22 protein-coding genes and 3 pseudogenes are annotated in these 23,530 nt (G+C 71.8%); 6 read left to right on the forward strand and 19 right to left on the reverse strand.

The window, feature by feature from the left end; all coding sequences use genetic code 11:
* The 13 genes and pseudogenes from C2142_RS39885 to C2142_RS16010 all read right to left on the reverse strand — a co-directional run.
* A pseudogene (locus C2142_RS39885) lies at positions 1 to 124 on the reverse strand (NADH-quinone oxidoreductase subunit K); the annotation flags it as partial.
* Positions 125 to 384: 260 nt separating this feature from the next.
* Positions 385 to 1,176 (reverse strand): annotated as a pseudogene (locus C2142_RS15955) (NADH-quinone oxidoreductase subunit J); the annotation flags it as partial.
* Positions 1,177 to 1,190: 14 nt separating this feature from the next.
* Positions 1,191 to 1,802, reverse strand: coding sequence for an NADH-quinone oxidoreductase subunit NuoI (gene nuoI, locus C2142_RS15960; RefSeq protein ID WP_148643262.1), 612 nt, complete (start codon positions 1,800 to 1,802; stop codon positions 1,191 to 1,193).
* A gap of 6 nt (positions 1,803 to 1,808) precedes the next feature.
* Positions 1,809 to 3,140 (reverse strand): NADH-quinone oxidoreductase subunit NuoH, encoded by a 1,332-nt coding sequence (gene nuoH / locus C2142_RS15965; protein WP_148643263.1) that lies wholly within the window; start codon positions 3,138 to 3,140, stop codon positions 1,809 to 1,811.
* Positions 3,137 to 5,707 carry an NADH-quinone oxidoreductase subunit G gene (locus C2142_RS15970; RefSeq protein ID WP_148643264.1) on the reverse strand — a complete coding sequence of 857 codons (2,571 nt, stop codon included), beginning with the start codon at positions 5,705 to 5,707 and terminating at the stop codon, positions 3,137 to 3,139. The genes nuoH and C2142_RS15970 overlap by 4 nt, the downstream gene beginning before the upstream one ends.
* A complete protein-coding gene (gene nuoF, locus C2142_RS15975; protein WP_148643265.1) occupies positions 5,704 to 7,065 on the reverse strand; it encodes an NADH-quinone oxidoreductase subunit NuoF in 1,362 nt (453 codons plus the stop codon). The genes C2142_RS15970 and nuoF overlap by 4 nt, the downstream gene beginning before the upstream one ends.
* The gene (nuoE, locus tag C2142_RS15980) at positions 7,065 to 7,865 is read right to left on the reverse strand and encodes an NADH-quinone oxidoreductase subunit NuoE (protein ID WP_148643266.1); all 801 of its coding nucleotides are present in this window, start codon (positions 7,863 to 7,865) and stop codon (positions 7,065 to 7,067) included. The genes nuoF and nuoE overlap by 1 nt, the downstream gene beginning before the upstream one ends.
* A complete protein-coding gene (locus C2142_RS15985; protein ID WP_148643267.1) occupies positions 7,862 to 9,244 on the reverse strand; it encodes an NADH-quinone oxidoreductase subunit D in 1,383 nt (460 codons plus the stop codon). The genes nuoE and C2142_RS15985 overlap by 4 nt, the downstream gene beginning before the upstream one ends.
* A complete protein-coding gene (locus tag C2142_RS15990) occupies positions 9,244 to 9,957 on the reverse strand; it encodes an NADH-quinone oxidoreductase subunit C (protein ID WP_148643268.1) in 714 nt (237 codons plus the stop codon). The genes C2142_RS15985 and C2142_RS15990 overlap by 1 nt, the downstream gene beginning before the upstream one ends.
* A complete protein-coding gene (locus tag C2142_RS15995; protein ID WP_148643269.1) occupies positions 9,954 to 10,508 on the reverse strand; it encodes an NADH-quinone oxidoreductase subunit B in 555 nt (184 codons plus the stop codon). Before C2142_RS15995 ends, C2142_RS15990 begins: the two co-directional genes overlap by 4 nt.
* A 115-nt stretch (positions 10,509 to 10,623) precedes the next feature.
* The gene (locus C2142_RS16000) at positions 10,624 to 10,983 is read right to left on the reverse strand and encodes an NADH-quinone oxidoreductase subunit A (RefSeq protein WP_014137597.1); all 360 of its coding nucleotides are present in this window, start codon (positions 10,981 to 10,983) and stop codon (positions 10,624 to 10,626) included.
* A gap of 677 nt (positions 10,984 to 11,660) precedes the next feature.
* Positions 11,661 to 12,374, reverse strand: coding sequence for a response regulator transcription factor (locus C2142_RS16005; RefSeq protein ID WP_148643270.1), 714 nt, complete (start codon positions 12,372 to 12,374; stop codon positions 11,661 to 11,663).
* Complete coding sequence (locus C2142_RS16010) at positions 12,371 to 13,453, reverse strand: ATP-binding protein (protein WP_148643271.1); 1,083 nt, start codon at positions 13,451 to 13,453, stop codon at positions 12,371 to 12,373. Before C2142_RS16010 ends, C2142_RS16005 begins: the two co-directional genes overlap by 4 nt.
* Before the next feature lie 190 nt (positions 13,454 to 13,643).
* Between C2142_RS16010 and C2142_RS16015 the strand changes: the two genes are divergently transcribed.
* Positions 13,644 to 14,252, forward strand: coding sequence for a hypothetical protein (locus C2142_RS16015; RefSeq protein ID WP_241002608.1), 609 nt, complete (start codon positions 13,644 to 13,646; stop codon positions 14,250 to 14,252).
* Between the two features lie 13 nt (positions 14,253 to 14,265).
* Here C2142_RS16015 and C2142_RS16020 read toward each other — a convergent pair whose 3' ends face one another.
* Together C2142_RS16020 and C2142_RS16025 are read right to left on the reverse strand one after the other, a co-directional pair.
* Positions 14,266 to 15,243, reverse strand: coding sequence for a DMT family transporter (locus C2142_RS16020; protein ID WP_148643272.1), 978 nt, complete (start codon positions 15,241 to 15,243; stop codon positions 14,266 to 14,268).
* A 233-nt stretch (positions 15,244 to 15,476) separates the two neighbouring features.
* Positions 15,477 to 16,139 (reverse strand): CatB-related O-acetyltransferase, encoded by a 663-nt coding sequence (locus tag C2142_RS16025; RefSeq protein ID WP_148643273.1) that lies wholly within the window; start codon positions 16,137 to 16,139, stop codon positions 15,477 to 15,479.
* 112 nt (positions 16,140 to 16,251) lie between these two features.
* Between C2142_RS16025 and C2142_RS16030 the strand changes: the two genes are divergently transcribed.
* The 4 genes from C2142_RS16030 (at position 16,252) to C2142_RS16045 (ending at position 18,919) form a co-directional block, all read left to right on the forward strand.
* Positions 16,252 to 16,869, forward strand: coding sequence for a TetR/AcrR family transcriptional regulator (locus tag C2142_RS16030; protein WP_241002609.1), 618 nt, complete (start codon positions 16,252 to 16,254; stop codon positions 16,867 to 16,869).
* A gap of 177 nt (positions 16,870 to 17,046) precedes the next feature.
* On the forward strand, positions 17,047 to 17,766 hold the full coding sequence (locus C2142_RS16035) for a peptidylprolyl isomerase (protein ID WP_148643275.1): 720 nt from the start codon (positions 17,047 to 17,049) through the stop codon (positions 17,764 to 17,766).
* A 73-nt stretch (positions 17,767 to 17,839) separates the two neighbouring features.
* Complete coding sequence (locus C2142_RS16040; protein ID WP_148643276.1) at positions 17,840 to 18,169, forward strand: MazG-like family protein; 330 nt, start codon at positions 17,840 to 17,842, stop codon at positions 18,167 to 18,169.
* Between the two features lie 210 nt (positions 18,170 to 18,379).
* A complete protein-coding gene (locus tag C2142_RS16045; protein WP_148643277.1) occupies positions 18,380 to 18,919 on the forward strand; it encodes a hypothetical protein in 540 nt (179 codons plus the stop codon).
* Between the two features lie 107 nt (positions 18,920 to 19,026).
* On the opposite strand, the gene C2142_RS16050 is transcribed toward C2142_RS16045, so the two are convergent.
* A complete protein-coding gene (locus C2142_RS16050) occupies positions 19,027 to 20,316 on the reverse strand; it encodes a geranylgeranyl reductase family protein (protein ID WP_148644817.1) in 1,290 nt (429 codons plus the stop codon).
* Positions 20,317 to 20,520: 204 nt separating this feature from the next.
* Here C2142_RS16050 and C2142_RS16055 point away from each other — a divergent pair.
* Positions 20,521 to 20,817: pseudogene (locus tag C2142_RS16055) on the forward strand (MarR family transcriptional regulator); the annotation flags it as partial.
* 228 nt (positions 20,818 to 21,045) lie between these two features.
* Here C2142_RS16055 and C2142_RS16060 read toward each other — a convergent pair.
* The 3 genes from C2142_RS16060 to C2142_RS16070 all read right to left on the reverse strand — a co-directional run bounded on the left by C2142_RS16060 (position 21,046) and on the right by C2142_RS16070 (position 23,490).
* On the reverse strand, positions 21,046 to 21,744 hold the full coding sequence (locus tag C2142_RS16060; protein WP_148643279.1) for a demethylmenaquinone methyltransferase: 699 nt from the start codon (positions 21,742 to 21,744) through the stop codon (positions 21,046 to 21,048).
* A 169-nt stretch (positions 21,745 to 21,913) separates the two neighbouring features.
* The gene (locus C2142_RS16065) at positions 21,914 to 22,501 is read right to left on the reverse strand and encodes a hypothetical protein (RefSeq protein ID WP_148643280.1); all 588 of its coding nucleotides are present in this window, start codon (positions 22,499 to 22,501) and stop codon (positions 21,914 to 21,916) included.
* Positions 22,502 to 22,842: 341 nt separating this feature from the next.
* On the reverse strand, positions 22,843 to 23,490 hold the full coding sequence (locus C2142_RS16070; protein ID WP_148643281.1) for a hypothetical protein: 648 nt from the start codon (positions 23,488 to 23,490) through the stop codon (positions 22,843 to 22,845).
* Between the last annotated feature and the right edge of the window lie 40 nt (positions 23,491 to 23,530).

Genomic DNA, 23,530 nt, shown 5'->3' on the forward strand with positions numbered 1-23,530 from the left:
CAGGTTCGAGGCGTATCAGCTCGACGCACATGAACAGGACGATCGCGTTCCGCCGGATCAGCACGCCGGAGGCGCCGATGGTGAACAACAGGGCGGAGAGATAGAGGTAGTTGACCGGATTCACTCCGCGCCCTCCTCGTCGTGGCCGTTCGACGCGGTGTGGTTGTTGGTCCCCGCCGGTTCCAGCTCCTTGTGCGGGCCCTTGCCGGGGCCGTTGCCCGGGCCGTTGCCGGGGCCGTTGCCCGGGCCGTTGCCCGGGCCGTTGCCCGGGCCGTTGCCCGGGCCGTTGCCCGGACCGTTGCGCGGGCCGTTGCCCGGACCGTTGCCCGGGCCGTTGCCCGGACCGTTGCGCGGGCCGGTCACCGACGGGCGCTCGGACGGCGCGCGGCCCAGCCAGTCGGCGGTGGTCGACTCCAGCTCGGCCATCCGCCGGAGCATCTCCTGGCTGACGTCGCGGATCTGGCCGCGCTCGCGCAGCGTCCCCATCACCGAGTCCTCGGCGGCCGTGCCGTCCGGCAGCAGGCCGGGGACGTCCACCGCGTTGTGCCGGGCGTAGACGCCGGGCGCGGGCAGCGGCGGGACCTGGATGTTGTCCAGGATCCGCTGGGCCGCCAGCTCGCGCTGGGTCTTCGGGGCCTTCACGTGCTCGCGGTGGGTCAGCACCATGGCGCCGATCGCGGCCGTGATCAGCAGCGCGCCGGTGACCTCGAAGGCCCAGACGTACTTGGTGAAGATCAGCCGGGCCAGGCCCTGGACGTTGCCCTCGGCGTTGGCCTCGGCGAGGCCGGTGAAGGTGTCCAGCTTGGCGTTGGCGATGCCCGCCATCAGCAGCACGCCGAAGCCCAGCCCGCAGAGCACCGCGGCGAACCGCTGGCCCTTGAGCTGCTCCTTCAGCGAGTCGGCGCTGGTGACACCGACCAGCATGACCACGAAGAGGAAGAGCATCATGATCGCGCCGGTGTAGACGACGATCTGCACCACACCCAGGAAGACCGCGCCCTGGGCCATGTAACAGACCGCCAGGGCGAGCATGGTGGCCGCCAGGCAAAGCGCGCTGTGCACGGCCTTCTTCATCAGCAGCATGCCCAGCGCGCCGCCGACGGCGATCACCGCGAGCACCCAGAACTGGACGGCCTCGCCGGTGGAGGTCGCGCCCGTCACGGCGGCGAGGTTCAGCGTGGAGGAGGCGGTCACTGCTGGGCCTCCTTCTCCCGGTCGGTGCGCTCCTGCTGGACCGTCCCCGGCGCCGCCGCGGTGATCTCGCCCCGGTAGTAGGCGCCCTCGTCGGCGCCGGGGAAGATCGCGTGCGGGCTGTCGACCATGCCCTCGGAGAGGCCGACCAGCAGCTGCTCCTTGGTGAAGATGAGGTCCCGGCGGGAGGAGTCCGCGAGCTCGTACTCGTTGGTCATGGTGAGCGCGCGGGTCGGACAGGCCTCGATGCAGAGGCCGCAGAGGATGCAGCGGGCGTAGTTGATCTGGTAGACCGCGCCGTACCGCTCGCCGGGCGAGTAGCGCTCGTCCTCGCGGTTGTCCGCGCCCTCGACGTAGATCGCGTCGGCCGGGCAGGCCCACGCGCAGAGCTCGCAGCCGATGCACTTCTCCAGGCCGTCCGGGTGCCGGTTCAGCTGGTGGCGGCCGTGGAAGCGCGGAGCGGTGGGCTTCTTCTGCTCCGGGTACTGCTCGGTGAGCCGCTTCTTGAACATGGCCTGGAAGGTCACGCCGAAGCCGGCGGCCGGCCCGAGGACGGAAGGCTTGTCGGGCCGGTCTGGCCGGTCGCCGCTGCCGTTCTGGTCGGACGACATCTCGGTTCAGCTCCCTTCGGAATGGTCGGCCCCGTTGAGGGCGTCCTGGAGTTGCTTCGGGGCGCGGCTGCGCCGGCGCGGGACCGGCTGGAGCTCCTGGCCGGGCAGCGGCGGCACCGGGTACCCGCCCGCCATCGGGTCGAACTTCCCCGCGGACGGGGCCGCCTCCTCCGGCTCGGGCTTGCGCTTCACGACGTCCCGCACCAGGGCGAGCAGCAGGATCGCGCCGGCCGGGGCACCGACGTACAGCACCACCTCGCCGAAGTCGTAGCCCTCGTTCCGCAGCGCCCGGACGCTGGAGACCATGACCAGCCAGACCAGCGAGACCGGGATCAGCACCTTCCAGCCCAGCTTCATGAACTGGTCGTAGCGGAGCCGGGGCAGGGTGCCGCGCAGCCAGATGAAGAAGAAGAGCAGCAGCTGGATCTTGAGGATGATCCAGAGCATCGGCCACCAGCCGTGGTTGGCCCCCTCCCAGAAGGTGGAGACCGGCCAGGGCGCGCGCCAGCCGCCCAGGAAGAGGGTGGACGCGACCGCCGAGACGGTGACCATGTTGACGTACTCGGCCAGCATGAACATCGCGAACTTCAGCGAGGAGTACTCGGTGTTGAATCCGCCGACCAGCTCGCCCTCGGCCTCCGGGAGGTCGAACGGCGCCCGGTTGGTCTCCCCGACCATCGCGATGATGTAGACGATGAAGGAGACCGGCAGCAGCACCGCGAACCAGGTCGGCTGCTGCGAGGCGACGATCTCCGAGGTGGACATCGACCCCGAGTAGATGAACACCGCCGCGAAGGAGAGGCCCATCGCGATCTCGTAGCTGATCATCTGCGCGGACGAACGGATCCCGCCGAGCAGCGGGTACGTCGAACCGGACGACCAGCCGGCCAGCACGATGCCGTAGATGCCGACCGAGGCCGTCGCCAGGATGTAGAGCAGCGCCACCGGGAAGTCGGTCAGCTGGAGCGGCGTCCGGGTGCCGAAGATCGACACCTCGTCACCGGCCGGGCCGAACGGGATCACCGCGAAGGCCATGAACGCGGGGATGGCGCAGACGATCGGGGCCAGGACGTAGACCGCCTTGTCGGCGCCCGTGACCACCAGGTCTTCCTTGAGCGCCAGCTTCACGCCGTCCGCGAGCGACTGCAGCATGCCCCAGGGGCCGTGCCGGTTGGGGCCGATGCGCAGCTGCATCCAGGCCACGACCTTGCGCTCCCAGACGATCGCGATCAGCACCGTACCGACCAGGAAGGCGAAGCAGAAGACCGCCTTCAGCAGCACCAGCCACCAGGGGTCGCGGCCGAAGAAGCCCAGGGTCTCGTACGCGGCGAGGTTCACAGCTCCTCCTCCGGGGTCGGGTCGGCCTCAGTGCTGGGGGCGTTGGGGGCCGCGGTGTCGGCCGCGGTGTCGGCCGCGACGGTGGCGGCGACGGTGGCGGCGGCGATGGTGACCAGGTGGCCCACGGTGGTGCCGAGGGTGCGATGGGCGCCGCCCGGAGTGGAGTTGAGCGGGATCCAGACCGTGCGGTCCGGGATGTCCTTGGTGATCTCCAGCGGCAGCGTCAGCGACCCGGCCGGACCGGTCAGCCGCAGGGCGGCGGACGGCCCCTCCGTCACGCCGACCTCCTCCGCGGTGACCGGCGAGATCCGGGCGACCGCCCGGTGCCTGGTCCCCGCGAGGTGCGGGTCCCCCTGCTGGAGCGTGCCGTTGTCCAACAGCTGCCGCCAACCCGCGAGCACCGCCTGGCCGGTGGCCGGCCGGGGCAGCAGCCCCGGGTGGGTGGCCGGGTCGGTGGCCCGGTCCCCCGCCCACGGCGCGAACCGGTCCAGCTCCAGCCGAGCGGCCCGGACGTCGGGCAGACCGAGCCGGTGGCCCAGCGCGTCGGCCAGCATGTTCAGCACCCGGCCGTCCGGGTGGAGGTGACGGCCCATCTGCTGGTCGGGCTTGAGCGCGGCCTCGAACATCCGCACCCGGCCCTCCCAGTCCAGGAAGGTGCCGGCCTTCTCGGCGACCGCGGCCACCGGCAGCACCACGTCGGCGTGCGCGGTGACGGCGGACGGGCGCAGCTCCAGCGAGACCACGAACGGCACGGCGGCCAGCGCCTCCTCGGCGAGCGCCGGGTCCGGCAGGTCGTCCGGGTCGACACCGCCGACGAGCAGCGCGCCGAGTTCGCCGCCGAAGGCCGCGGCGAGGATGTCCTCGGTGTCCCGGCCGGGCCGGGCGGGGAGTTCGGCCACCCCCCAGGCGGCGGCGGCCTCGGCCCGCGCGGCCGGCGCGGAGACCGGACGACCGCCGGGCAGCAGCCCCGGCAGTGCGCCGGCCTCGACCGCGCCGCGCTCGCCGGCCCGGCGCGGGACCCAGGCGAGCCGGGCGCCGGTGGCGTGGGACAGCCGCAGGACGGCGGTCAGTGCGCCGGGGGTGGCGGCCAGCCGCTCGCCGGCCAGGATGACGGCGCCGGGGGTGCGCAGCAGCTCGGCGGCGCGGCCGGCGTCGTCGTTCAGCGGCTCGTCGGCGGCGAGCGCGGCCAGCCACTCGGCCTCGGTGCCGGGGGCTGCGGGCAGCAGCGCGCCGCGCAGCTTGGTCAGGCCCCGGGAGCCGTAGGCGGCGATCGAGAACACCTTGAGGCCGCCGGCGCGGGTGGCCTTGCGCAGCCGCAGGAAGACGATCGGCGACTCCTCCTCGGGCTCGAAGCCCGCGAGCAGGACGGCCGGGGCGCCCTCCAGCTCCTGGTAGGTGACGCCGTCGCCGTCGAGATCGGTGCCGTGCCCGGCCACGACGGCGGCCAGGAAGGCCGCCTCCTCGCCGCTGTGCGGGCGGGACCGGAAGTCGACATCGTTGGTGCCGAGCACCACCCGGGCGAACTTGGCGTAGGCGTAGGCGTCCTCGACGGTGACCCGGCCGCCCGTGAGCACACCGGCCCGGGCGCCGCGCAGACCCTCGGCCGCCTTGGCCAGCGCCTCCGGCCAGGAGGCCGGGGCCAGTTCACCGGTGCCGGCGTCGCGGACGAGCGGGGTGGTGAACCGGTCGCGCTGCTGGGCGTAGCGGAAGGCGAACCGGCCCTTGTCGCAGCTCCACTCCTCGTTGACCGCCGGGTCCTCCCCCGCCAGCCGGCGCAGCACCTTGCCGCGCCGGTGGTCGGTGCGCTGGGCGCAGCCGGAGGAGCAGTGCTCGCAGACGCTCGGCGAGGAGACCAGGTCGAACGGGCGGGAGCGGAAACGATAAGCCGCCGAGGTGAGAGCACCGACCGGGCAGATCTGGATGGTGTTGCCGGAGAAGTAGGAGTCGAGCGGCTCGGCGTCGCCGGTGCCGACCTGCTGGAGGGCGCCGCGCTCGACCAGGTCGATGAACGGGTCCCCGGCGATCTGCTGCGAGAAGCGGGTGCAGCGGGCGCAGAGCACGCAGCGCTCGCGGTCCAGCAGCACCTGGGTGCTGAGCGGGATCGGCTTCTCGTAGGTGCGCTTCATCCCCTCGAAGCGGGAGTCGGTGTCGCCGGTCGACATCGCCTGGTTCTGCAGCGGGCACTCGCCGCCCTTGTCGCAGACCGGGCAGTCCAGCGGGTGGTTGATCAGCAGCAGCTCCATCACGCCGCGCTGCGCCTTCTCGGCCACCGGGGAGCTGACCTGCGTACGGACCACCATGCCCTCGGCCACCGGGATGGTGCAGGAGGCGACCGGCTTTCGCTGGCCCTCGATCTCGACGATGCACTGCCGGCAGGCGCCGACCGGATCGAGCAGCGGGTGGTCGCAGAAGCGCGGGATCTGGGTGCCGATCTGCTCGGCGGCCCTGATCACCAACGTCCCCTTGGGGACCTGCACTTCGACGCCGTCGATGGTGAGCGTGACCAGCTCGACCGCGGGCTTGTCGCCCGTGTCGCCCGTGGAGGTGGATGGCTCTGTGATCGTCACGCGTGCACCTCCCTTTCGGTGGCGGACTGGTGGCCGGGGCGGGGGCCGTCGGCCCAGACGGTGGAGGCGGCCGGGTCGAACGGGCAGCGGCGCTCGGCGAGGTGCTGCTCGTACTCGGCCCGGAAGTGCTGGAGCGAGGAGACGATCGGGCTGGCCGCGCCGTCGCCCAGGGCGCAGAAGGACTTGCCGTTGATGTTGTCGGCGATGTCGAGCAGCTTCTCCAGGTCGCCGTCGACGCCCTCCCCGGACTCGATCCGCTTGAGCAGCTGGACCAGCCAGTACGTGCCCTCGCGGCACGGCGTGCACTTGCCGCAGGACTCGTGGGCGTAGAACTCCGTCCAGCGGGTCACGGCCCGGACGACGCAGGTGGTCTCGTCGAAGATCTGCAGCGCCTTGGTGCCGAGCATCGAGCCGGCCGCGCCGACCCCCTCGTAGTCGAGCGGGACGTCGAGGTGCTCGTCGGTGAACATCGGGGTGGACGAGCCGCCCGGCGTCCAGAACTTGAGCCGGTGCCCGGCCCGGATGCCGCCGCTGATGTCCAGCAGCTGGCGCAGGGTGATGCCGAGCGGGGCCTCGTACTGGCCGGGGTTGGTGACGTGGCCGGAGAGCGAGTAGAGCGTGAAGCCCGGGGACTTCTCGGTGCCCAGGCCCTTGAACCACTCCTTGCCCCTGGCCAGGATCGGCGGCACCGAGGCGATCGACTCGACGTTGTTGACCACCGTCGGGCAGGCGTAGAGGCCGGCGATGGCCGGGAACGGCGGGCGCAGCCGGGGCTGGCCGCGGCGCCCCTCCAGCGAGTCCAGCAGGGCGGTCTCCTCGCCGCAGATGTACGCGCCGGCGCCGGCGTGCACGGTGATGTCGAGGTTGGTGCCGGAGCCCAGGATGTCCTTGCCGAGCAGCCCGGCCCCGTACGCCTCGGCGACGGCGGCCTGGAGGCGGCGGAGCACCGGGACGACCTCGCCGCGCAGGTAGACGAACGCGTGGTCGCAGCGGATCGCGTAGGACGCGATGATCATGCCCTCGATCAGCGAGTGCGGGTTGGCGAACAGCAGCGGGATGTCCTTGCAGGTGCCCGGCTCGGACTCGTCCGCGTTCACCACCAGGTAGTGCGGCTTGCCGTCGTTCTGCGGGATGAACTGCCACTTCATGCCGGTGGGGAAGCCGGCGCCGCCGCGGCCGCGCAGGCCGGAGTCCTTGACCAGGGCGATCACGTCGTCCGGGGGCATGGCGAGGGCGGCCTTCAGGCCCTCGTAGCCGGCGTGACGGCGGTAGGTGGCGAGCGTCCAGGGGCGGCTGTCGTCCCAGGACGCGGAGAGCACGGGGGTGAGCAGCTTCTCGGCCGGCTCGGCTGAGGTCATCACGCTTCGGTCCCTTCGTGGCCGGTGCCGTCGCGGTGTGTGCCGTCGTTGCGGGTGCCGTCGCTGCGAGTGCCCTCGTGGCGGGGGGAGACGACCTTGGTGCCGGCGGTGCCGGGCAGGGCCTCGCCCTTGGCCAGGCGCAGCCCGGCCAGCGACGGCGCGCCGCCCGCTCCGGACTCGTCCACGACGCCGGCGCGCTCGTCGGCGAAGCCGGCCAGGATCCGGGCGGACTCCTTGAAGCTGCAGAGCCGGGCGCCACGGGTGGGCCGGACCTCCTCGCCCGCGCGCAGGTCGTCGACCAGCTGACGGGCGCTCTCCGGAGTCTGGTTGTCGAAGAACTCCCAGTTGACCATCACCACGGGGGCGTAGTCGCAGGCGGCGTTGCACTCGATGTGCTCGATCGAGATCTCGCCGTCCTCGGTGGTCTCGTTGTTGCGGATGCCGAGGTGCTGCTGGAGCTCGTCGAAGATCTGGTCGCCGCCGAGCACCGCGCAGAGGGTGTTGGTGCAGACCCCGAGGTGGTACTTCCCGGCCGGCCGGCGCCGGTACATGGTGTAGAAGGTCGCGACGGCGGTCACCTCGGCGGTGGTGAGGTCCAGCTGCTCGGCGCAGAACCGGATGCCGGTCGCGCTGACGAAGCCCTCCTCCGCCTGCACGAGGTGCAGCAGCGGGAGCAGCGCGGACCGGGCCACCGGGTAGCGGCCGATCAGCTCCGCGGCGTCGGCGGCGAGACGCGCGTGCACCTCCTCGGGGTACGGCCTGGCCGGCAGTGCCGGCAGTCCGAGTTCCACGTTGCTCACCGGTCCACGCCTCCCATCACCGGGTCGATCCCGGCCACCGCGACGATCACGTCGGCGACCTGGCCGCCCTCGCACATCGCCGCCATCGTCTGCAGATTGGTGAACGACGGGTCCCTGAAGTGGACCCGGTACGGGCGCGTCCCGCCGTCGCTGACCACGTGCACGCCCAGCTCGCCCTTGGGCGACTCGACCGCCGCGTACGCCTGGCCGACCGGGACCCGGAAGCCCTCGGTGACCAGCTTGAAGTGGTGGATCAGCGCCTCCATCGAGGTGCCCATGATCTTGCGGATGTGGTCGAGGGAGTTGCCCATCCCGTCCGGGCCGACGGCCAGTTGGGCGGGCCAGGCGATCTTCTTGTCGGCCACCATGACCGGGCCTGGACGCAGCCGGTCCAGGCACTGCTCGACGATCCTCAGCGACTGGCGCATCTCCTCCAGCCGGATCAGGAAGCGGCCGTAGGAGTCGGCGCTCTCGGCGATCGCGACCTCGAAGTCGTAGTCCTCGTAGCCGCAGTACGGGTCGGTCTTACGCAGGTCGTGCGGCAGGCCGGTGGCGCGCAGGATCGGGCCGGTGGCACCGAGGGCCAGGCAGCCGGGCAGGTCGAGGAAGCCGACGTCGACCAGGCGGGCCTTGAACACCGGGTTGCCGGTGGCCAGCTTGTCGTACTCGTGCATCCGCGAGCGGAGCGTCCTGACCGCCTCGCGGATCTGGTCGACCGCGCCGGGCGGGAGGTCCTGGGCGAGGCCGCCGGGACGGACGTAGGCGTGGTTCATCCGCAGGCCGGTGACCAGCTCGAAGACGTCCAGGATGAGCTCGCGGTCGCGGAACCCGTAGATCATCAGGGTGGTGGAGCCGATCTCCATGCCGCCGGTGGCCAGGCAGACCAGGTGGGAGGAGATCCGGTTGAGCTCCATCATCAGGACGCGGATGACGCTGGCGCGGTCCGGGACGTCGTCGGTGATGCCGAGCAGCTTCTCGACCGCCAGACAGTAGGCGGTCTCGTTGAACAGCGGGGTCAGGTAGTCCATCCGCGTCACGAAGGTGGTGCCCTGGACCCAGCTGCGGAACTCCATGTTCTTCTCGATGCCGGTGTGGAGGTAGCCGATGCCGCAGCGCGCCTCCGTCACCGTCTCGCCGTCGATCTCCAGGATCAACCGCAACACGCCGTGGGTGGACGGGTGCTGGGGGCCCATGTTGACGATGATGCGCTCGTCGTCGGCCCGGCCGACCGCCTCGACCACCTCGCCCCAGTCCCCGCCGGTGACGGTGAAGACCCGGCCCTCGGTGGTCTCGCGGGACGCCGCGGCCTCCGCCGCCGCCTCCTCGGCCGCCGCTGCCGCCGCCGCCTCTTCGGCCTTCTCGTAGTGCTGAGTACTCATCAGCTGTACGACCTCCGCTGGTCGGGTGCCGGGATCTGGGCGCCCTTGTACTCGACGGGGATGCCGCCGAGCGGGTAGTCCTTGCGCTGCGGGTGGCCCAGCCAGTCGTCCGGCATCATGATCCGGGTGAGCGCGGGGTGCCCCTCGAAGACCAGGCCGAAGAAGTCGTAGGCCTCCCGCTCGTGCCAGTCGTTGGTCGGGTAGACGCTGACCACGGACGGGATGCGCGGGTCGGCGTCCGGAGCGGTCACCTCCAGCCGGAGCAGCCGGCCGTGGGTGATCGAGCGCAGGTGGTAGACCGCGTGCAGCTCACGGCCCTGGTCGCCCGGGTAGTGGACGCCGCTCACGCCGAGGCAGAGCTCGAAGCGGAGCGCGGGGTCGTCGCGCAGCGTGCGGACGGTCTTCAGAAGGTGCTCGCGGGCGACGTGGAAGGTGAGCTCGGCACGGTCGACGACGGTCTTCTCGATCACCTCCGCCGGGTCGAGGCCCTGCTCCTCCAGCGCCCCCTCCAGCTCGTCCGCGACCTCGTCGAACCAGCCCCCGTAGGGGCGTTGGCTCGCGGGCGGCAGGGCGATCGGGGCCGCGAGGCCGCCGAAGCCGGAGGTGTCACCGCTGCCCTTGGCGCCGAACATGCCCTGGCGCCGGCCGACCACCTCGACCGGGATCTCGCGGTGCGGCTTCTCGCGCCGGGTCTCGGGTACCTGGTCGTTCATCGCAGCTGCCCCCGCATCTCGCTCACCGGGGTGGCCTTCAGGGCGAGCGCCTCGCCCAACTCCTCGGCGCGGCGGCGGTTCGCGCCCAGCGGCTCGTGCTGGATCTTGTCGTGCAGCTTCAGGATCGCGTCCATCAGCATCTCCGGGCGGGGCGGGCAGCCGGGCAGGTAGATGTCCACCGGGACGATGTGGTCGACGCCCTGCACGATCGCGTAGTTGTTGAACATGCCGCCCGAGGAGGCGCAGACACCCATCGAGATGACCCACTTCGGGTTGGCCATCTGGTCGTACACCTGGCGCAGCACCGGGGCCATCTTCTGGCTCACCCGCCCCGCCACGATCATCAGATCGGCCTGCCGGGGGGAGCCCCGGAAGACCTCCATGCCGAACCGGGCCAGGTCGTAGCGGCCGGCGCCGGTGGTCATCATCTCGATCGCGCAGCAGGCCAGTCCGAAGGTGGCCGGGAAGAGCGACGCCTTGCGCACCCAGCCCGCGGCCGTCTCCACACTCGTGAGCAGAAAGCCGCTCGGCAGCTTCTCCTCGATTCCCATCAGATCCCTCTCAATGCCCTCGGTGCCCTCAAGTCCTGTGGTTCGTCCGTTCGTTCGGGTCGCTGCACCCCGCCGGGCTTGTCCGCCCGTTCACAAAGTCAGCGGCGCCCCGCGCTCAGTCCCACTCCAGGCCGCCGCGACGCCAGACGTAGGCGTAGGCGACGAAGACGGTGGCGATGAACAGGAGCATCTCGACCAGCCCGAAGATCCCCAGGGCGTCGAAGCTCACCGCCCACGGGTAGAGGAAGACGATCTCGATGTCGAAGACGATGAAGAGCATCGCCGTCAGGTAGTACTTGATCGGGAACCGACCGCCGCCCACGGGCTGCGGGGTCGGCTCGATGCCGCACTCGTACGCCTCCAACTTGGCCCGGTTGTAGCGCTTCGGGCCGGTCAGTGAGGCCATCACGACCGAGCCGACCGCGAACGCCGCCGCGATGGCACCGAGTACGAGGATCGGCGCGTAGGCATTCATAGCCCCCGCTCCCTCCGTCCAGTCGTCCTTGACTGCAGATCGGAACCGACGGGTCACGCTGTGGTGGACCCGCGATCCAGTTCCCGAGATCCACCTCATGTGAGGCAGTTCACAAAGCCTGGAACGAGCGCATCCTATGCCCGTCGGCTTGTGATCTGCGACACGCAGTTCACGACGATCTTTGTGATCTACGCCACCCCTGGAATGGTGGCGAAAGTGAACATGCCCAGAGTTGTCAACACAAAGAAGTCAAACAGTCACAACCAGTCGCATTTCTCTGCGAAGCGGCTGGTCAGGGCCGCACTCCTATATCAACTATGCTCCGCTCAACGCAAATTTCTGGGCGCAATGTTGACGTGTTATAGCGCCTCACTCGCAGGGGTGGCAGGCCTCCGAACGCCCGCTTGACCCTTCGTTCACAAGCGCGCGAGCGGGCCCCGGGGCGGGTGCGGTGGCGGTGTGGTGGCGCCTGCTGCTGGATGCGGTGGCGGGTCGGGTCGGGTGCGCTGGCGGGTGCGCTGGCGCCTGCTGCTGGGTGCCATTGCCGAGTGCCGGGTGTCTGCTTCGCTGGCTGCCGGCTTCGTCGGCGCTCGCTGTACGGATGCGCGGCGGCAGGGCGGCAGGGTGGGTGGTGGAGGGCAGGGTGGGACGGTGGGGACCGTCAGACCAGGGCTTGGCTAGGAACCGGCCTCCCAGACCCAGGCGGCGATGCCAACGCGGTTCCGGGCACCGATCTTGCGCTGGATTGTGGCCAGGTGGTTCTTCACCGTCCCGGCAGTGATGAACAACTGCGCGCCGATCTCCGCGTTGGTCGCCCCGCCGGCGACGAGCTGGGCGATCTCCCTCTCTCTCGGAGTGAGTTCCTCGATGAACTCGGGGCCCGGCCGGTCCTGCCCGCCCTGCGTCTCCCTCCTCTCCTGCCTGCCCCTTCTCCCCTGGTCCAGGCGTCCCGGTCCCTGGCGATCGTGCTCCTGCCCCTGCTGCGACAGCTGCCGCAGCAGGCGGACGGTCACCTGCGGGCTGACCAACGCGTCCCCGGCGACCGCCGCCCGGACCGCCTCCGCGAGCAGCGCCGGGCCCGAGCGCTTCAGCAGGAACCCGGCCGCACCGGCGCGGATCGCCGTGTGCACGTACTCGTCCAGGTCGAAGGTGGTGACCACGACCACCCGGAACTCCCCGCCCAATTGCCTGGTCAACTCCAGCCCGTCCAATCGGGGCATCCGGATGTCCGCGAGGATCACGTCCGGCCGCAGCCGACGAGCCTCCTCCACCGCCACCGCACCGTCCTCGGCCTCACCCACCACCTCGATGTCCGGCTGAGCGTCCAGAATGATCCGGTACGCGCTGCGGATCGCCTCGTCGTCATCGGCGAGAAGGACTCGGATGCTCATCGGCCCTCCAAGGGCATCGTTGCGGTGACTCGCCAGCCGCCGGTCTTCTCCCGCCCGGAGGAGAGCGTCCCGCCCAGCGCCTCGACCCTGGCCGCCAGCCCGGCCAGTCCGCTGCCGCCGCGACGGACCTCCCCGAGGCGCGGCCCGGTTGTCTGCGGACCGCCACCGTCGTCCTGCACCATGACCTCCAACCGCCGGCCCTCGCGCCGTACCTTGACGTCCACCACTCGCGCGGCGGGCGCGTGGCGCCGGACGTTCGTCAGCGCCTCGACCACGATCCGGTACGCCGTCGCCGCCACCTCCCGGGGTACGCCGACCTGTTCCGCCGGGGTGTCCAGCCGGACCGTGGCACCACCGGACTCCGCGAACCGATCAGTGAGATCGGTGAGTTCGGCCAGGCCCGGCTGCGGCCCTCGCTCCGGACCGTCCGGCTCCTCGCTGCGCAGCAGGTGGACCGTCCGGTCGAGCGAGGCCAGCGCCTGCAGCCCGGCCTTCTCTATCCGCTCGAACAGGGCTGCCGCCCGGGCCGGGTCGGAGGCGGCCAGCACCATGCCCGCCTGCGCCTGGGCGACCATGCCACTGACATCGTGCGCGACGAAGTCGTGCAGGTCATGGGCGAGTTCCAGCCGCTGGACACGACGGGCAGCGGCCACCGAGCGCCGCCTGGTCTCGTCCAGTCCTCGCAGGTACAGCCCGGCCAGCACCACCGGCAGCGTGAAGGCCGAACCGAACCCGAAGAGGGTCAGTGCGTCCAGCGGGCCACCGACGATCACGTCGAACCGGGACGGCCAGAGCGCGACCGCGCCGCCGACCATCCAGGCCGCCACCGCCGACCGCCTCCCGTCCTCGGCCCGCAGCGCCAGCACCACCAACAGGAGCAGGGAGGCGAGTTCGAGCAGGCCGACCAGGCCGGGCCAGCGGTCCGCCTCGGCCCACCGGCCGGCGGCCCAGACGCCCGCCGTGGTCGCCACCGAAACCGCACCGGCCGCACCGGTCACGGCCACCACCCCGTACCGCCCGCGTCCCGCCCAACCGATCAGCAGGACCACCGGGACCGCCAACGCCAGGATCTGACTCATCGTCGCCTCCTTTCCTGCGGTCAGCCTACGGACTTCAACTCCCGGCCGCCTGTGCCGATCGGCATATTTGCGCACACCTTCTGAGCAGCGAGAACAGCCCGATCGGCATCTGCCGCAGACCGCAACGGACCGCCAGGCTTGACCCCATCGAACCGGCCGCAGGGGCCGGTCGAGAGGGGAGCCCACAGCCATGAGCACCGTCACCCGCACCCCGGCCGCGCATCCGAACAGGGCCGGGACCACGACCGATGCCGCCGCCGTTTCCGGCGGGCGCGCGTCGGCCACCACCAAGGCCCCCGTTCCGCGGTGGGCCGAGCTGGCCGCCAAGGCCACCGTCTGGACCACCGTGCCCTCCGGGCTCTGGCGGATCGTGTTCGGTCTCGGCATCCCGGTCGGCTTCAGCGGCGGAACCGCAGAGTTGGCCGCCCGGTACAACCCCGGCTGGGGCACCGTGTACGTGGTGGTCCTGAGCGCCCTGGCCGAATCGCTCGCCTTCCTCACCGTCGGCCTGGTCCGCCCCTGGGGCGAGGTGGTGCCCGGCTGGATCCCGCTGATAGGAGGCCGCAGGGTCCACCCGCTCGCCGCGATCGTCCCGGCCGTACTCGGCTCCGTGATCCTGACCCGGCTCGGCATGGCGGCCCTGTTCGGCGGCTGGAGCAGCAGCATGAGCGACCCCGAAGCCCCGCACGGCTTTGCCGGGCTCGTCATGACCCTCTGCTACCTGCCGCTGGTCGCCTGGGGTCCGCTGCTCGCGCTCGTCACCTTCGCCTACGCCCGCCGCACGCTGGGGCGCCGATGACGAAGACGTCGCGCTATACCGCAGCCGAAGCCGAAGTCGGCTCCGTCTCCTCCTCGGCCACCGCCGCCCGTGCTGCACCCCGCGCTTCGTCCCCGACCGCGTCCCGGGCCGGGGCGACGGCGGTACGGCGCCCCCATTCGGTGGCGACCAGGACGAGAGCGCCGCCCAGGAGCGCGAGCGGGCCGAGGTGGTTGCCGGCGAGCGCGATGCCAAAGACGGCGGCCCAGAGCGGTTCGGTGCCGAGCAGCAGGCTGACCCTGGACGGCGAGGTGGTGCGGACGGCCCACATCTGCACGAAGAAGGCGAACAGCGTGCAGAGCAGGGCGAGATGCAGCAGCCAAGCCCACTGGGCGGGGCCGTACGAGGCGGCGACCGTCCACGGCAGTGGCCCGGCGAACGGCGCGACGACGGCGAAGACCACTGTCGCGGTCGCAAGTTGGACCCAGGTGAGGGCCAACGAGTCGGTGTCCCGGATGGACCGGAGGCGAGCCATCGTCAGTACGTGCACGGTCCGCACCACCGCGGCACCGAGCACCAGCAGATCGCCCAGCGACGGCGTCTTCAGCCCACCGCCCCCGGTGAGCAGGGCGACGCCGATCACCGCCAGCCCGGCCGCGGCAAGGAAGGCCCGCGGCAGCGGCGTCCGGGCAAGCGCGCTCTCCGCGAGAGGAGTGAACACCATGGTGAGACTGATGATCAGACCAGCATTGGTGGCCGAGGTGTGCACCGCGCCGTAGGTCTCCAGCAGAAAGACGCCGCCGAGCACCAGCCCCAGCACCGCGCCGCCCAGCCACTCGGCCCGGCCCATCCCCCGCAGCCCCCGCCACGCCGCCAGTCCCAGCACCGGCAGCACCAGGCCGAACCTCAGCACCAGCATCGCCACCACCGTCCCCGGCTCGGCCACCTGCTGGACGGCCAGAAAGCTCGATCCCCACACCACTGCCACCAGCAGTACAGGCACATCACGCAGGAAGGACGACGAACCACGCATGGACAGGAACCCTCCGGAGCGAACGGAACCGACGAGGAGATTCCCGTACGACATCGGACGGATCTCGGGCCAGGACAGGCCCCCCACCAAGGGCCCGCCATCTTCGCGCACCCGACCGCCGGCGATCAACGGTTTTCGGGCGCCGTCCGTCGCCGGACCCTTGCGCTCCCGCGCTGCGCGTATCCCGTTCCGAGCGCCCGACCTCCCATCGCCCGACCGCCCACCGCCCGACCTCAGCGGGCCAGCAGACCGTGGGCTGCGGCGATGGCCTCGATGTCGGCGGGAGTGCCGGACATGACGGCGCGGACGTGTTCGGTGACGAGTTCGACCGGCCAGTCCCACCAGGCGGCGCGCAGCAGGCGGTCGACGTCCGCATCGTCGAAGCGCCGGCGGATCGGGCGGGCGGGGTTTCCGCCGACGACGGTGTACGGCTCGACATCGGAGGTGACCACGGAACCGGCGGCGATGATCGCGCCGTCGCCAATCCGGACACCGGGCAGGACGGTGGCGCCGTAGCCGAACCAGACGTCGTTGCCGACCATGGTGTCACCCCGGCTCGGGAGGCCCGTGACGATGTCCAGCGTCCGCTCGGTCCAGGTGCCGCCGAACATGGTGAAGGGAAAGGTGGAGACTCCGACGGTGGGGTGAGCGGCGCCGGCCATCAGGAATCGGGTGCCGGTGGCGATCGCGCAGTACTTGCCGATCACCAGCCGCTCGGGCCCGTAGGCATAGAGGACGTTGCGCTCCTCGAACCGGGTGGCACCGTCCGGGTCGTCGAAGTAGGTGTACTCGCCGACCTGGATGCGCGGGTCGGTGACCAGTGGGCGCAGGAGCACGACGCGGTCGTGGCCGGCGAGCGGGTGAAGCACGGTGTGGTCGGGGATGGTGGCAGCCATGGAACTCCTTGGGCAGCTCGACGAACATCGCAAAATGCGACATGAGTCGCATTAAGATGAGAATGACATGGCGGCACCGCCACAGCAAGTCTTAATGCGACTGGAGTCGACTTTGAGCAATGAAGCCCGAACCCCCACCCCTCGCCCCGGCGGGCGCAGCACCCGGGTGCGCGAGAACGTCGTCGCCGCCACGCTGGCCGAGGTCACCGAGAAGGGTTACGACGGCCTGACCGTCGACGCGGTCGCAGCCCGCTCCGGCGTCCACAAGGCCACCCTGTACCGCCGCTGGAACGGGGTGGACGGTCTGGTCGCGGATGCACTCACCGCCTCCGCCGACCAGCACTGGCCACTCCCCGACACCGGCGACCTCGCCGGTGACCTCCGCCGCATCACCCACGAGGTCTACGCCGTCTTCACCGACCCCGAACTCGGCCCGACCCCGACCGCACTGATCACCGCCGCCCAGCACTCCGACATCGGCGCAACCGCCCTCCGCGCATTCTTCGCAGCACGCCACCGACAAGCCGCCACGGTGGCCGAACGCGCCGTCGAACGCGGCGAGCTGCCCGCCGGCACCGACGGCGCCGAGGTGATCCGGGCTGCCACCGCACCGCTCTACTACCGCCTGTTCGTCACCGGCGAGCCACTGGACGCCCGCACCGCCGAGCGAGCAGCCGACGCCGCCACCCTCGCCGCCCGCGCAGGCCTGTTCGCCGCAGAGGCCGACTGACCCCACACCGCCCGCCCCGCACCACCCACCCCAGCCCATCCGCCCCAGCCCATCCGCCCCGGCCCGCCCCGCACCACCCACCCCGCACCATCCACCCCGGCCCGCTCGCGCCCCCCGCGCTGCGCCGCCCGCCCCCGACGTCTACCGGAACCACCCTGCGCCGTGGATGATGTCGCCATGACAACATCGCCGTCCACCACCCCCCGGAAGGCCCGTCAAGTGAAGCGCAAGCACTGGGCGTTGTTCGCCGTCGCCACCGTCCTCCCGCTCGTCGCGACCACCGGCACCGCCGCCGCGGAGACCCCGCCGGGCGCGGCCCAGACTCCGGCCGCGCCCGCCACTTGCACGTACACCCCGGCAGTGCCGGCCGACAACTTCAAGGGCATCCCGGTCTTCGACGCGAAGAAGGCCGCCAAGCCCTACAGTGCGACGCTGAAGACCAGCCAGGGGGCGATCACCTTCCAGGCCCTGACCGCGGAAGCCCCCTGCACCACCTTCTCGTTCCGTTTCCTCGCCGAGCACGACTACTTCGACCGCAGCCACTGCCACCGCCTCACCACGCAGCGGATCTTCGTCCTCCAGTGCGGCGATCCGACCGGGACCGGCAGCGGCGGCCCCGGCTACTCCTTCCCGGACGAGAACCTGACCGGCGCCACCTACCCCGCCGGCACCGTGGCCATGGCCAACGCCGGTCCGAACACCAACGGCAGCCAGTTCTTCTTCGTCTGGAAGGACACCAAGCTCTCCCCCGCCTACACCCCGTTCGGGCGGATCACCGCCGGCCTCGACGTCCTGCAGAAGATCGCGGCGGGCGGCGAGGACGACCAGAACAATCCGGGCGACGGGTTCCCCACCCTCCCGGTGAACATCCGCAACGTGAAGATCAGCTCCCGCTGAACCGGCCCGCCCGGCGACCGCCAGGCTCCCGTACGGTGGTCAGCGTCACCGAAGCCGTACGGGAGCCGCGCGCATGGACAACAGGATCTGGGAGAGCGTCGACCACCTGGTCGCCTGGCTGGACGACGAGAGCCGGCTCTCCACCCAGGAGGAACGGCTGCTCCGCATCCTCAAGCTGTCCGAGGAGGTCGGCGAGGTCGGCGCCGCAGTGGTAGGAGCCACCGGGCAGAACCCCCGCAAGGGGGTCACCCACACCTGGGAGGACGTCCAGAACGAACTCTGCGATGTCGTCTTCTCCGCCCTCGTCGCCCTCCGCACCCTCACTCCGGACGCCGCCCAGGTCTTCGCCGACCGCCTCGCGTACGTCGAGCAGCGCTCCGCCGCCAGCCGCCGCCCGGAGTAGCCACGCGCACGGCGAGCACGGCGATCACTGCACACACACCTCGCGCCCGGCCAACGCCACGGACATCCCGCGCACCCCGGCCGTCGTGGCCGCGGGCACCTCGCGGCCCAGCACCACCGCGCAGCCCGCAATCTGAGTAGTTCTACGGATGACCCGGCCCCGCCAGGCCCCCTACGGTCGTCGGTAGCGGACGAATCCTGGGGGCATCGGATGGCGGCCAAGACCGGCGGGTGGATCGGCGAAGCGGTGCCCGGGGCGCGGCGGCGGCCCGGGATCCGGCGGGCGCTGGTGTGGGGAATCGGGGTCTGCCTGGCATTCACCGTCGTCGCCGTCGGCTGGATCGCGCAGGTGATGATGGCGACCGTCCACCCACCCGAGACCGACGCCGACCGGGCCGAGAAACTGGCAACCCTGCACTACCGGCAGCACCCGGGCAAGGGGCGGTACTACGTCCCGGCGGAGGCCGTGTTCGGTCGACTGCCCGACGGAACGCGGGCGGGCTACCTCCACTACCAGGTGCAGGCCGGCCCGGACTCCAACGTGGACGACTTCCTCCGGGTCTACGACCTCCCGCAGCCCGGCGCACCGGTGCCACTCCCGGACGATCTGCGGGCGGCGTTTCCCGGGGAGGAGCCGGCAGAGGCTCCTCTGGTGCGGCAGGCGGGGACGGACAAGCGGCAGATCTTCGTCGTCACCGCGGCAGCCGGCTCACCACAAGGCGCCGACATCTACGTACGTGCCACCGGCTGAACCGCCCCCGCCCCTGCCCTGGCCCTGGCCCCGCCCCGGCCCTGGCCCAGCCGGGGCCGGGGGACGGCGGCGGCACCCGTCACCAGTCACCCGTCACGCGTCACGCGTCACGCGTTCGGGGCGACCCGGGCGAGGCCGTTGATGATGCGGTCCATGGCGTCGCCACCCTGCGGGTCGGTCAGATTGGCGAGCATCTTGAGGACGAACTTCATCAGCATCGGGTGGGTCAGGCCGCGCTGGGTGGCGAGCTGCATGACCTTGGGGTTGCCGATGAGCTTCACGAAGGCGCGGCCCATCGTGTAGTAGCCGCCGTAGACGTCCTTGAGGATGCGCGGGTAGGCCTGGAGGGCGCGCTCACGACCGGCGTCGGTGACCCGGGCGTTGGCCTGGACGATGACGCCGGCGGCGATCTGCCCGGATTCCATCGCGTAGGCGATGCCCTCGCCGTTGAACGGGTTGACCATGCCGCCGGCGTCGCCGACGAGCAGCAGGCCGCGGGTGTAGTGCGGCTGCCGGTTGAAGGCCATCGGCAGGGCGGCGCCGCGGATCGGGTCGGTCATGTTCTCCGGGGTGTAGCCCCACTCCTCCGGCATGCTCGCGCACCAGGCCTTGAGCACCTCGCGCCAGTCCAGCTCGCCGAAGGCGGGCGAGGAGTTGAGGATGCCGAGGCCGACGTTGGAGGTGCCGTCGCCCATGCCGAACACCCAGCCGTAGCCGGGCAGCAGCTTGCGCTCGCCGCCGCGGGTGTCCCACAGCTCCAGCCAGGACTCGAGGTAGTCGTCGTCGTGGCGCGGGGAGGTGAAGTACGTCCGGTAGGCGACGCCCATCGGGCGGTCCTCGCGGCGGTGCAGGCCCATGGCGAGCGAGAGCCGGGTGGAGTTGCCGTCGGCGGCGACGACCAGCGGGGCCCGGAACGTCACCTCGCGCTTCTCCTCCCCGAGCCGGGCAGTGACGCCGACGATCCGGCCGGTCCGGTCATCCAGCACCGGGCCGCTGACGTTGCACCGCTCGTACAGCCGCGCACCCGCCTTCTCGGCCTGACGGGCGAGCAGCTCGTCGAAGTCGGCGCGCTTGCGCACCAGGCCGTAGTCGGGGAAGGCCGACAGCTCCGGCCAGTCGAGTTCGAGCCGGACGCCACCGCCGATGATCCGCAGGCCCTTGTTGTGCAGCCAGCCGTTCTCCACCGACACGTCGATGCCCATGTCGACCAGCTGCTTGGTGGCGCGCGGGGTCAGGCCGTCACCGCAGACCTTCTCGCGCGGGAACGAGGTCTTCTCCAGCAGCAGGACGTCGAGGCCGGCCTGGGCCAGGTAGTACGCGGTGGTGGAGCCGGCCGGGCCTGCGCCGACCACGATGACGTCCGCGGTGCTCTCCACGGGGCTGTCCGGCTTCGTCAGGTCGGCTGCGGTCTCGGACACGGTGGGTACTCTCCTGGAGCTGCGGCTGGGGGACGGCGGCTGTCCCCGGCAGTCTAGTTGCCGTCCTCGGGACCGGATCCGACGGCGGCACCAGCCGCGGACGAACGGCCGGACGCCGAACCGACTCCCGAACCGGCTCCCCAAGCGGCTCCCGAACCACCACCCGTCCCAGCACCGGATCAGCAGCTCGCGGAGGTGTTCCAACTGGACGCCTCCACCGTGAACCGGCAGGCGGCGGCGATGCTGCGCGCCGGCGTGGTCCAGCGGATCCCGGACCCGGACAGCGGGGTGGCCCGCAAGTTCGCCATCACCCCGGCCGGGGACGAGGCCCTCACGGCGGACCGCAGCCGTCACCAGGACGGACTCGACCGGGTGCTGAAGGGCTGGACGGAAGCCGAGGTGGCCGAGCTGGCCAGGGCACTGACCCGGCTCAACCGCTCGATCGAGGACCTTCAGGGCGTGGTCTGGCCCCGCGGCTGACCAGCTCCCCCCGGCCACGCCCACCGGGCCGACCGCCGACCGCCGACCGCCGACCGCCGACCGCCGACCGCACACGGTCTCACCGGCCCCCGCCCAACGGGACCCGGCCAACGCGATCCACCCAACGGGACCCGGCCGGCAAGACACGGCCGACGGGACCCCGCCAGCAAGACGCGACCGGCGGGCCCGCCACAAGGCGCCGGGCCCGCCGGAAAGCGCAGGGACGTCCTACGCGGAGACCTTGTAAGCGCGGTGCAGCGCGACGATCCCGCCGGTCAGGTTGCGCCAGGCGACCTTGGACCAGCCGGCCTCCTGGAGCTTCGCGGCCAGCTCGGGCTGGTCCGGCCAGGCGCGGATGGACTCGGCAAGGTAGACGTACGCGTCCGGGTTGCTGCTGACCGCGGTGGCGACCGGCGGCAGCGCGCGCATCAGGTACTCGGTGTAGACCGTGCGGAACGGCGTCCAGGTCGGCGTCGAGAACTCGCAGATCACCAGCTTGCCGCCGGGCTTGGTGACCCGGAACATCTCGCTCAGCGCGGCGTCGGTGTCGTGGACGTTGCGCAGCGCGAAGGAGATCGTCACCGCGTCGAAGGTGTCGTCCGCGAACGGCAGGCTGGTGGCGTCCCCGGCGGTCAGCGGAAGCTCGGGGTGGCGGCGCTTGCCCTCGGTGAGCATGCCCACCGAGAAGTCGCACGGGACGACCTTGGCCCCGGCCTCGACGAAGGGCAGCGAGGAGGTGCCGGTGCCGGCACCGAGGTCGAGCACGAGGTCCCCCGGTCCAGCGGCCACCGCCTCGGCCACCGCCCGGCGCCAGGCGCGCGCCTGGCCGAGGGAGATCACGTCGTTGGTGCGGTCGTACTTGGCCGCGACGTCGTCGAACATGGCGGCGACTTCGTGCGGCTGCTTGTCCAGAGAGGCTCGGGTCACGCCCCCATTGTTCACCCTGGCACCGACGACCCGGGCAAGGGGGCACGCCGCCCGGCGCACAAGACCCCGGCGCCCGGCCCCGGCACCGGCCCCAGGCCCAGCCCCACAGCGGGCCCCGGTCCCGGCGCCGACCCCAGCACTGGCCCCAGCACAGGCGTCAGCGCAGGCCTCAGTGCAGGCCGCGCCGCCCGCCCGCACGGCGCTTGCGGCGCGAGCGCTTGCCCTGCGTTATCGCGGGCATCCCGTCCGGCAGCGCGCCCGCGGCGAGCGCGACGGTGGTGGCGAAGCGGCCCTGACCGCTCCGGATGGCGACCGCCCGGCGGTGCCGGCGGATCCGCAGCACGCAGACGAGGAAGAGCAGCCCGGCCACCGGCACACTGATCCGGGCCAGGCCGACCCCGACCGGCTGCGGGTAGGTGTCGCCGCAGATCCGGACCGCGCCCGGGTCGTCGGCGGCGTGCTCCAGGCAGACCGCGTCGCCGACCTTGGTGCCGTCGGCCAACGGCAGCGCGGCCGCGGTGTGCGACTGGCCGGCGGCCCGGTAGCTGACGGTGGAGTACGAGCCGCCGCCGGTGGGCAGCTGGGTGACGACGCCGTCCACTCTCACCGGGTTGGCGCCAATCCGGTCGGCCTGCTCGGCCTGACGCCAACCGAGCAGGCACATGCCGACGGCCAGCACGGCGCTGAGCACGGCGGTGAGGTACCAGCCACGGCCCAACCGCGGGGAGCGCGGCGGGGGGACGGTCGCGGATCGCATGGTTCCTGTCCTGGCTTGCCTTCGGGACCTGGGACGGGGCCCCGCCACCCGCGGGGGCGGGCGGTGTGTGGTGAGGGTACGGAGTGAGCTGTCCGGGATCGTATCCGCTGGCGGGCCCTCAGGTCACGGCGAAGGGTGAATCAGGCGATATGGCCGGAAGAGGAGTTCGACGGCACACGAAGGAAGTCCCCTGTACTGCACGGGAGTCCGGCTACCCGCGGGTAGCCGGAGACTGCCGGACAACTCTCGACCAACGCCCGACACTCGACCGGCACTCGACCCTCGACCAGCAGCCACCAGCGCCCAGCACCCAGCCACCGGCTCCCGCCCGCCACCGGCGATCAGCGCCGCCGGTACACCAACCGCCCGGCCAGCACGGTGGCCAGACACCCACCGGGGCGCAGCGCATCCCCACCGGCCGCCGCCGCGCCCTGCCCCGCAGTCAGCGCGAACACCGCGAAGTCCGCCGGCCCGTCATCCGTCAGCCGGCCGTGCGCCGCCGCCCCGAGCGGCAGCACGGCGAGCGGGTCCAGCGGGCCCTCGTCCCCGACCGAGCCGGGCAGCGCAGCCAGCCCCGAGCGGGCTACCGCCGTCCGCACCGAGGCGCGCTCGAACGGGCCGGCCACCGCGGTCACCCCGAACCCGAGCATCCGCTGCAGCCCGCGCCGGGCGCTCGCGCCACAACGCGCCTCGTCCGTCGTACCGGCCAGGCCCCCGAACACCGGCTCGTCCCCGACCCCCTCGCGCGGGTCCGGGTGGTACGCGCACTCCAGCAGCCAGTGTCCGTACGGGTTGCGCAGACCGGCCGTGAGCAGGGCGTCGCCCCAGTCCCGCAGCCGCGCCCCCGGGTGGGCGGCGGCCAGCGCCCGGTACGGGCCGAGGGCGGCGATCCGCCCGTCACGCACCAGCACCGCCCCGTCGGAGAGCGGCGGGGCGGTGGGGTCGGCCGGGTCGGGCAGCACGAGGGCCGCCCGGTGCAGGGTCAACACGGCAGCACGGTCAACATGACGGCGGGATCAAAACGGACGA

The sequence above is a fragment of the Streptomyces sp. CB01881 genome, from assembly GCF_002953255.1.
In the GTDB taxonomy this organism is placed as follows: domain Bacteria; phylum Actinomycetota; class Actinomycetes; order Streptomycetales; family Streptomycetaceae; genus Kitasatospora.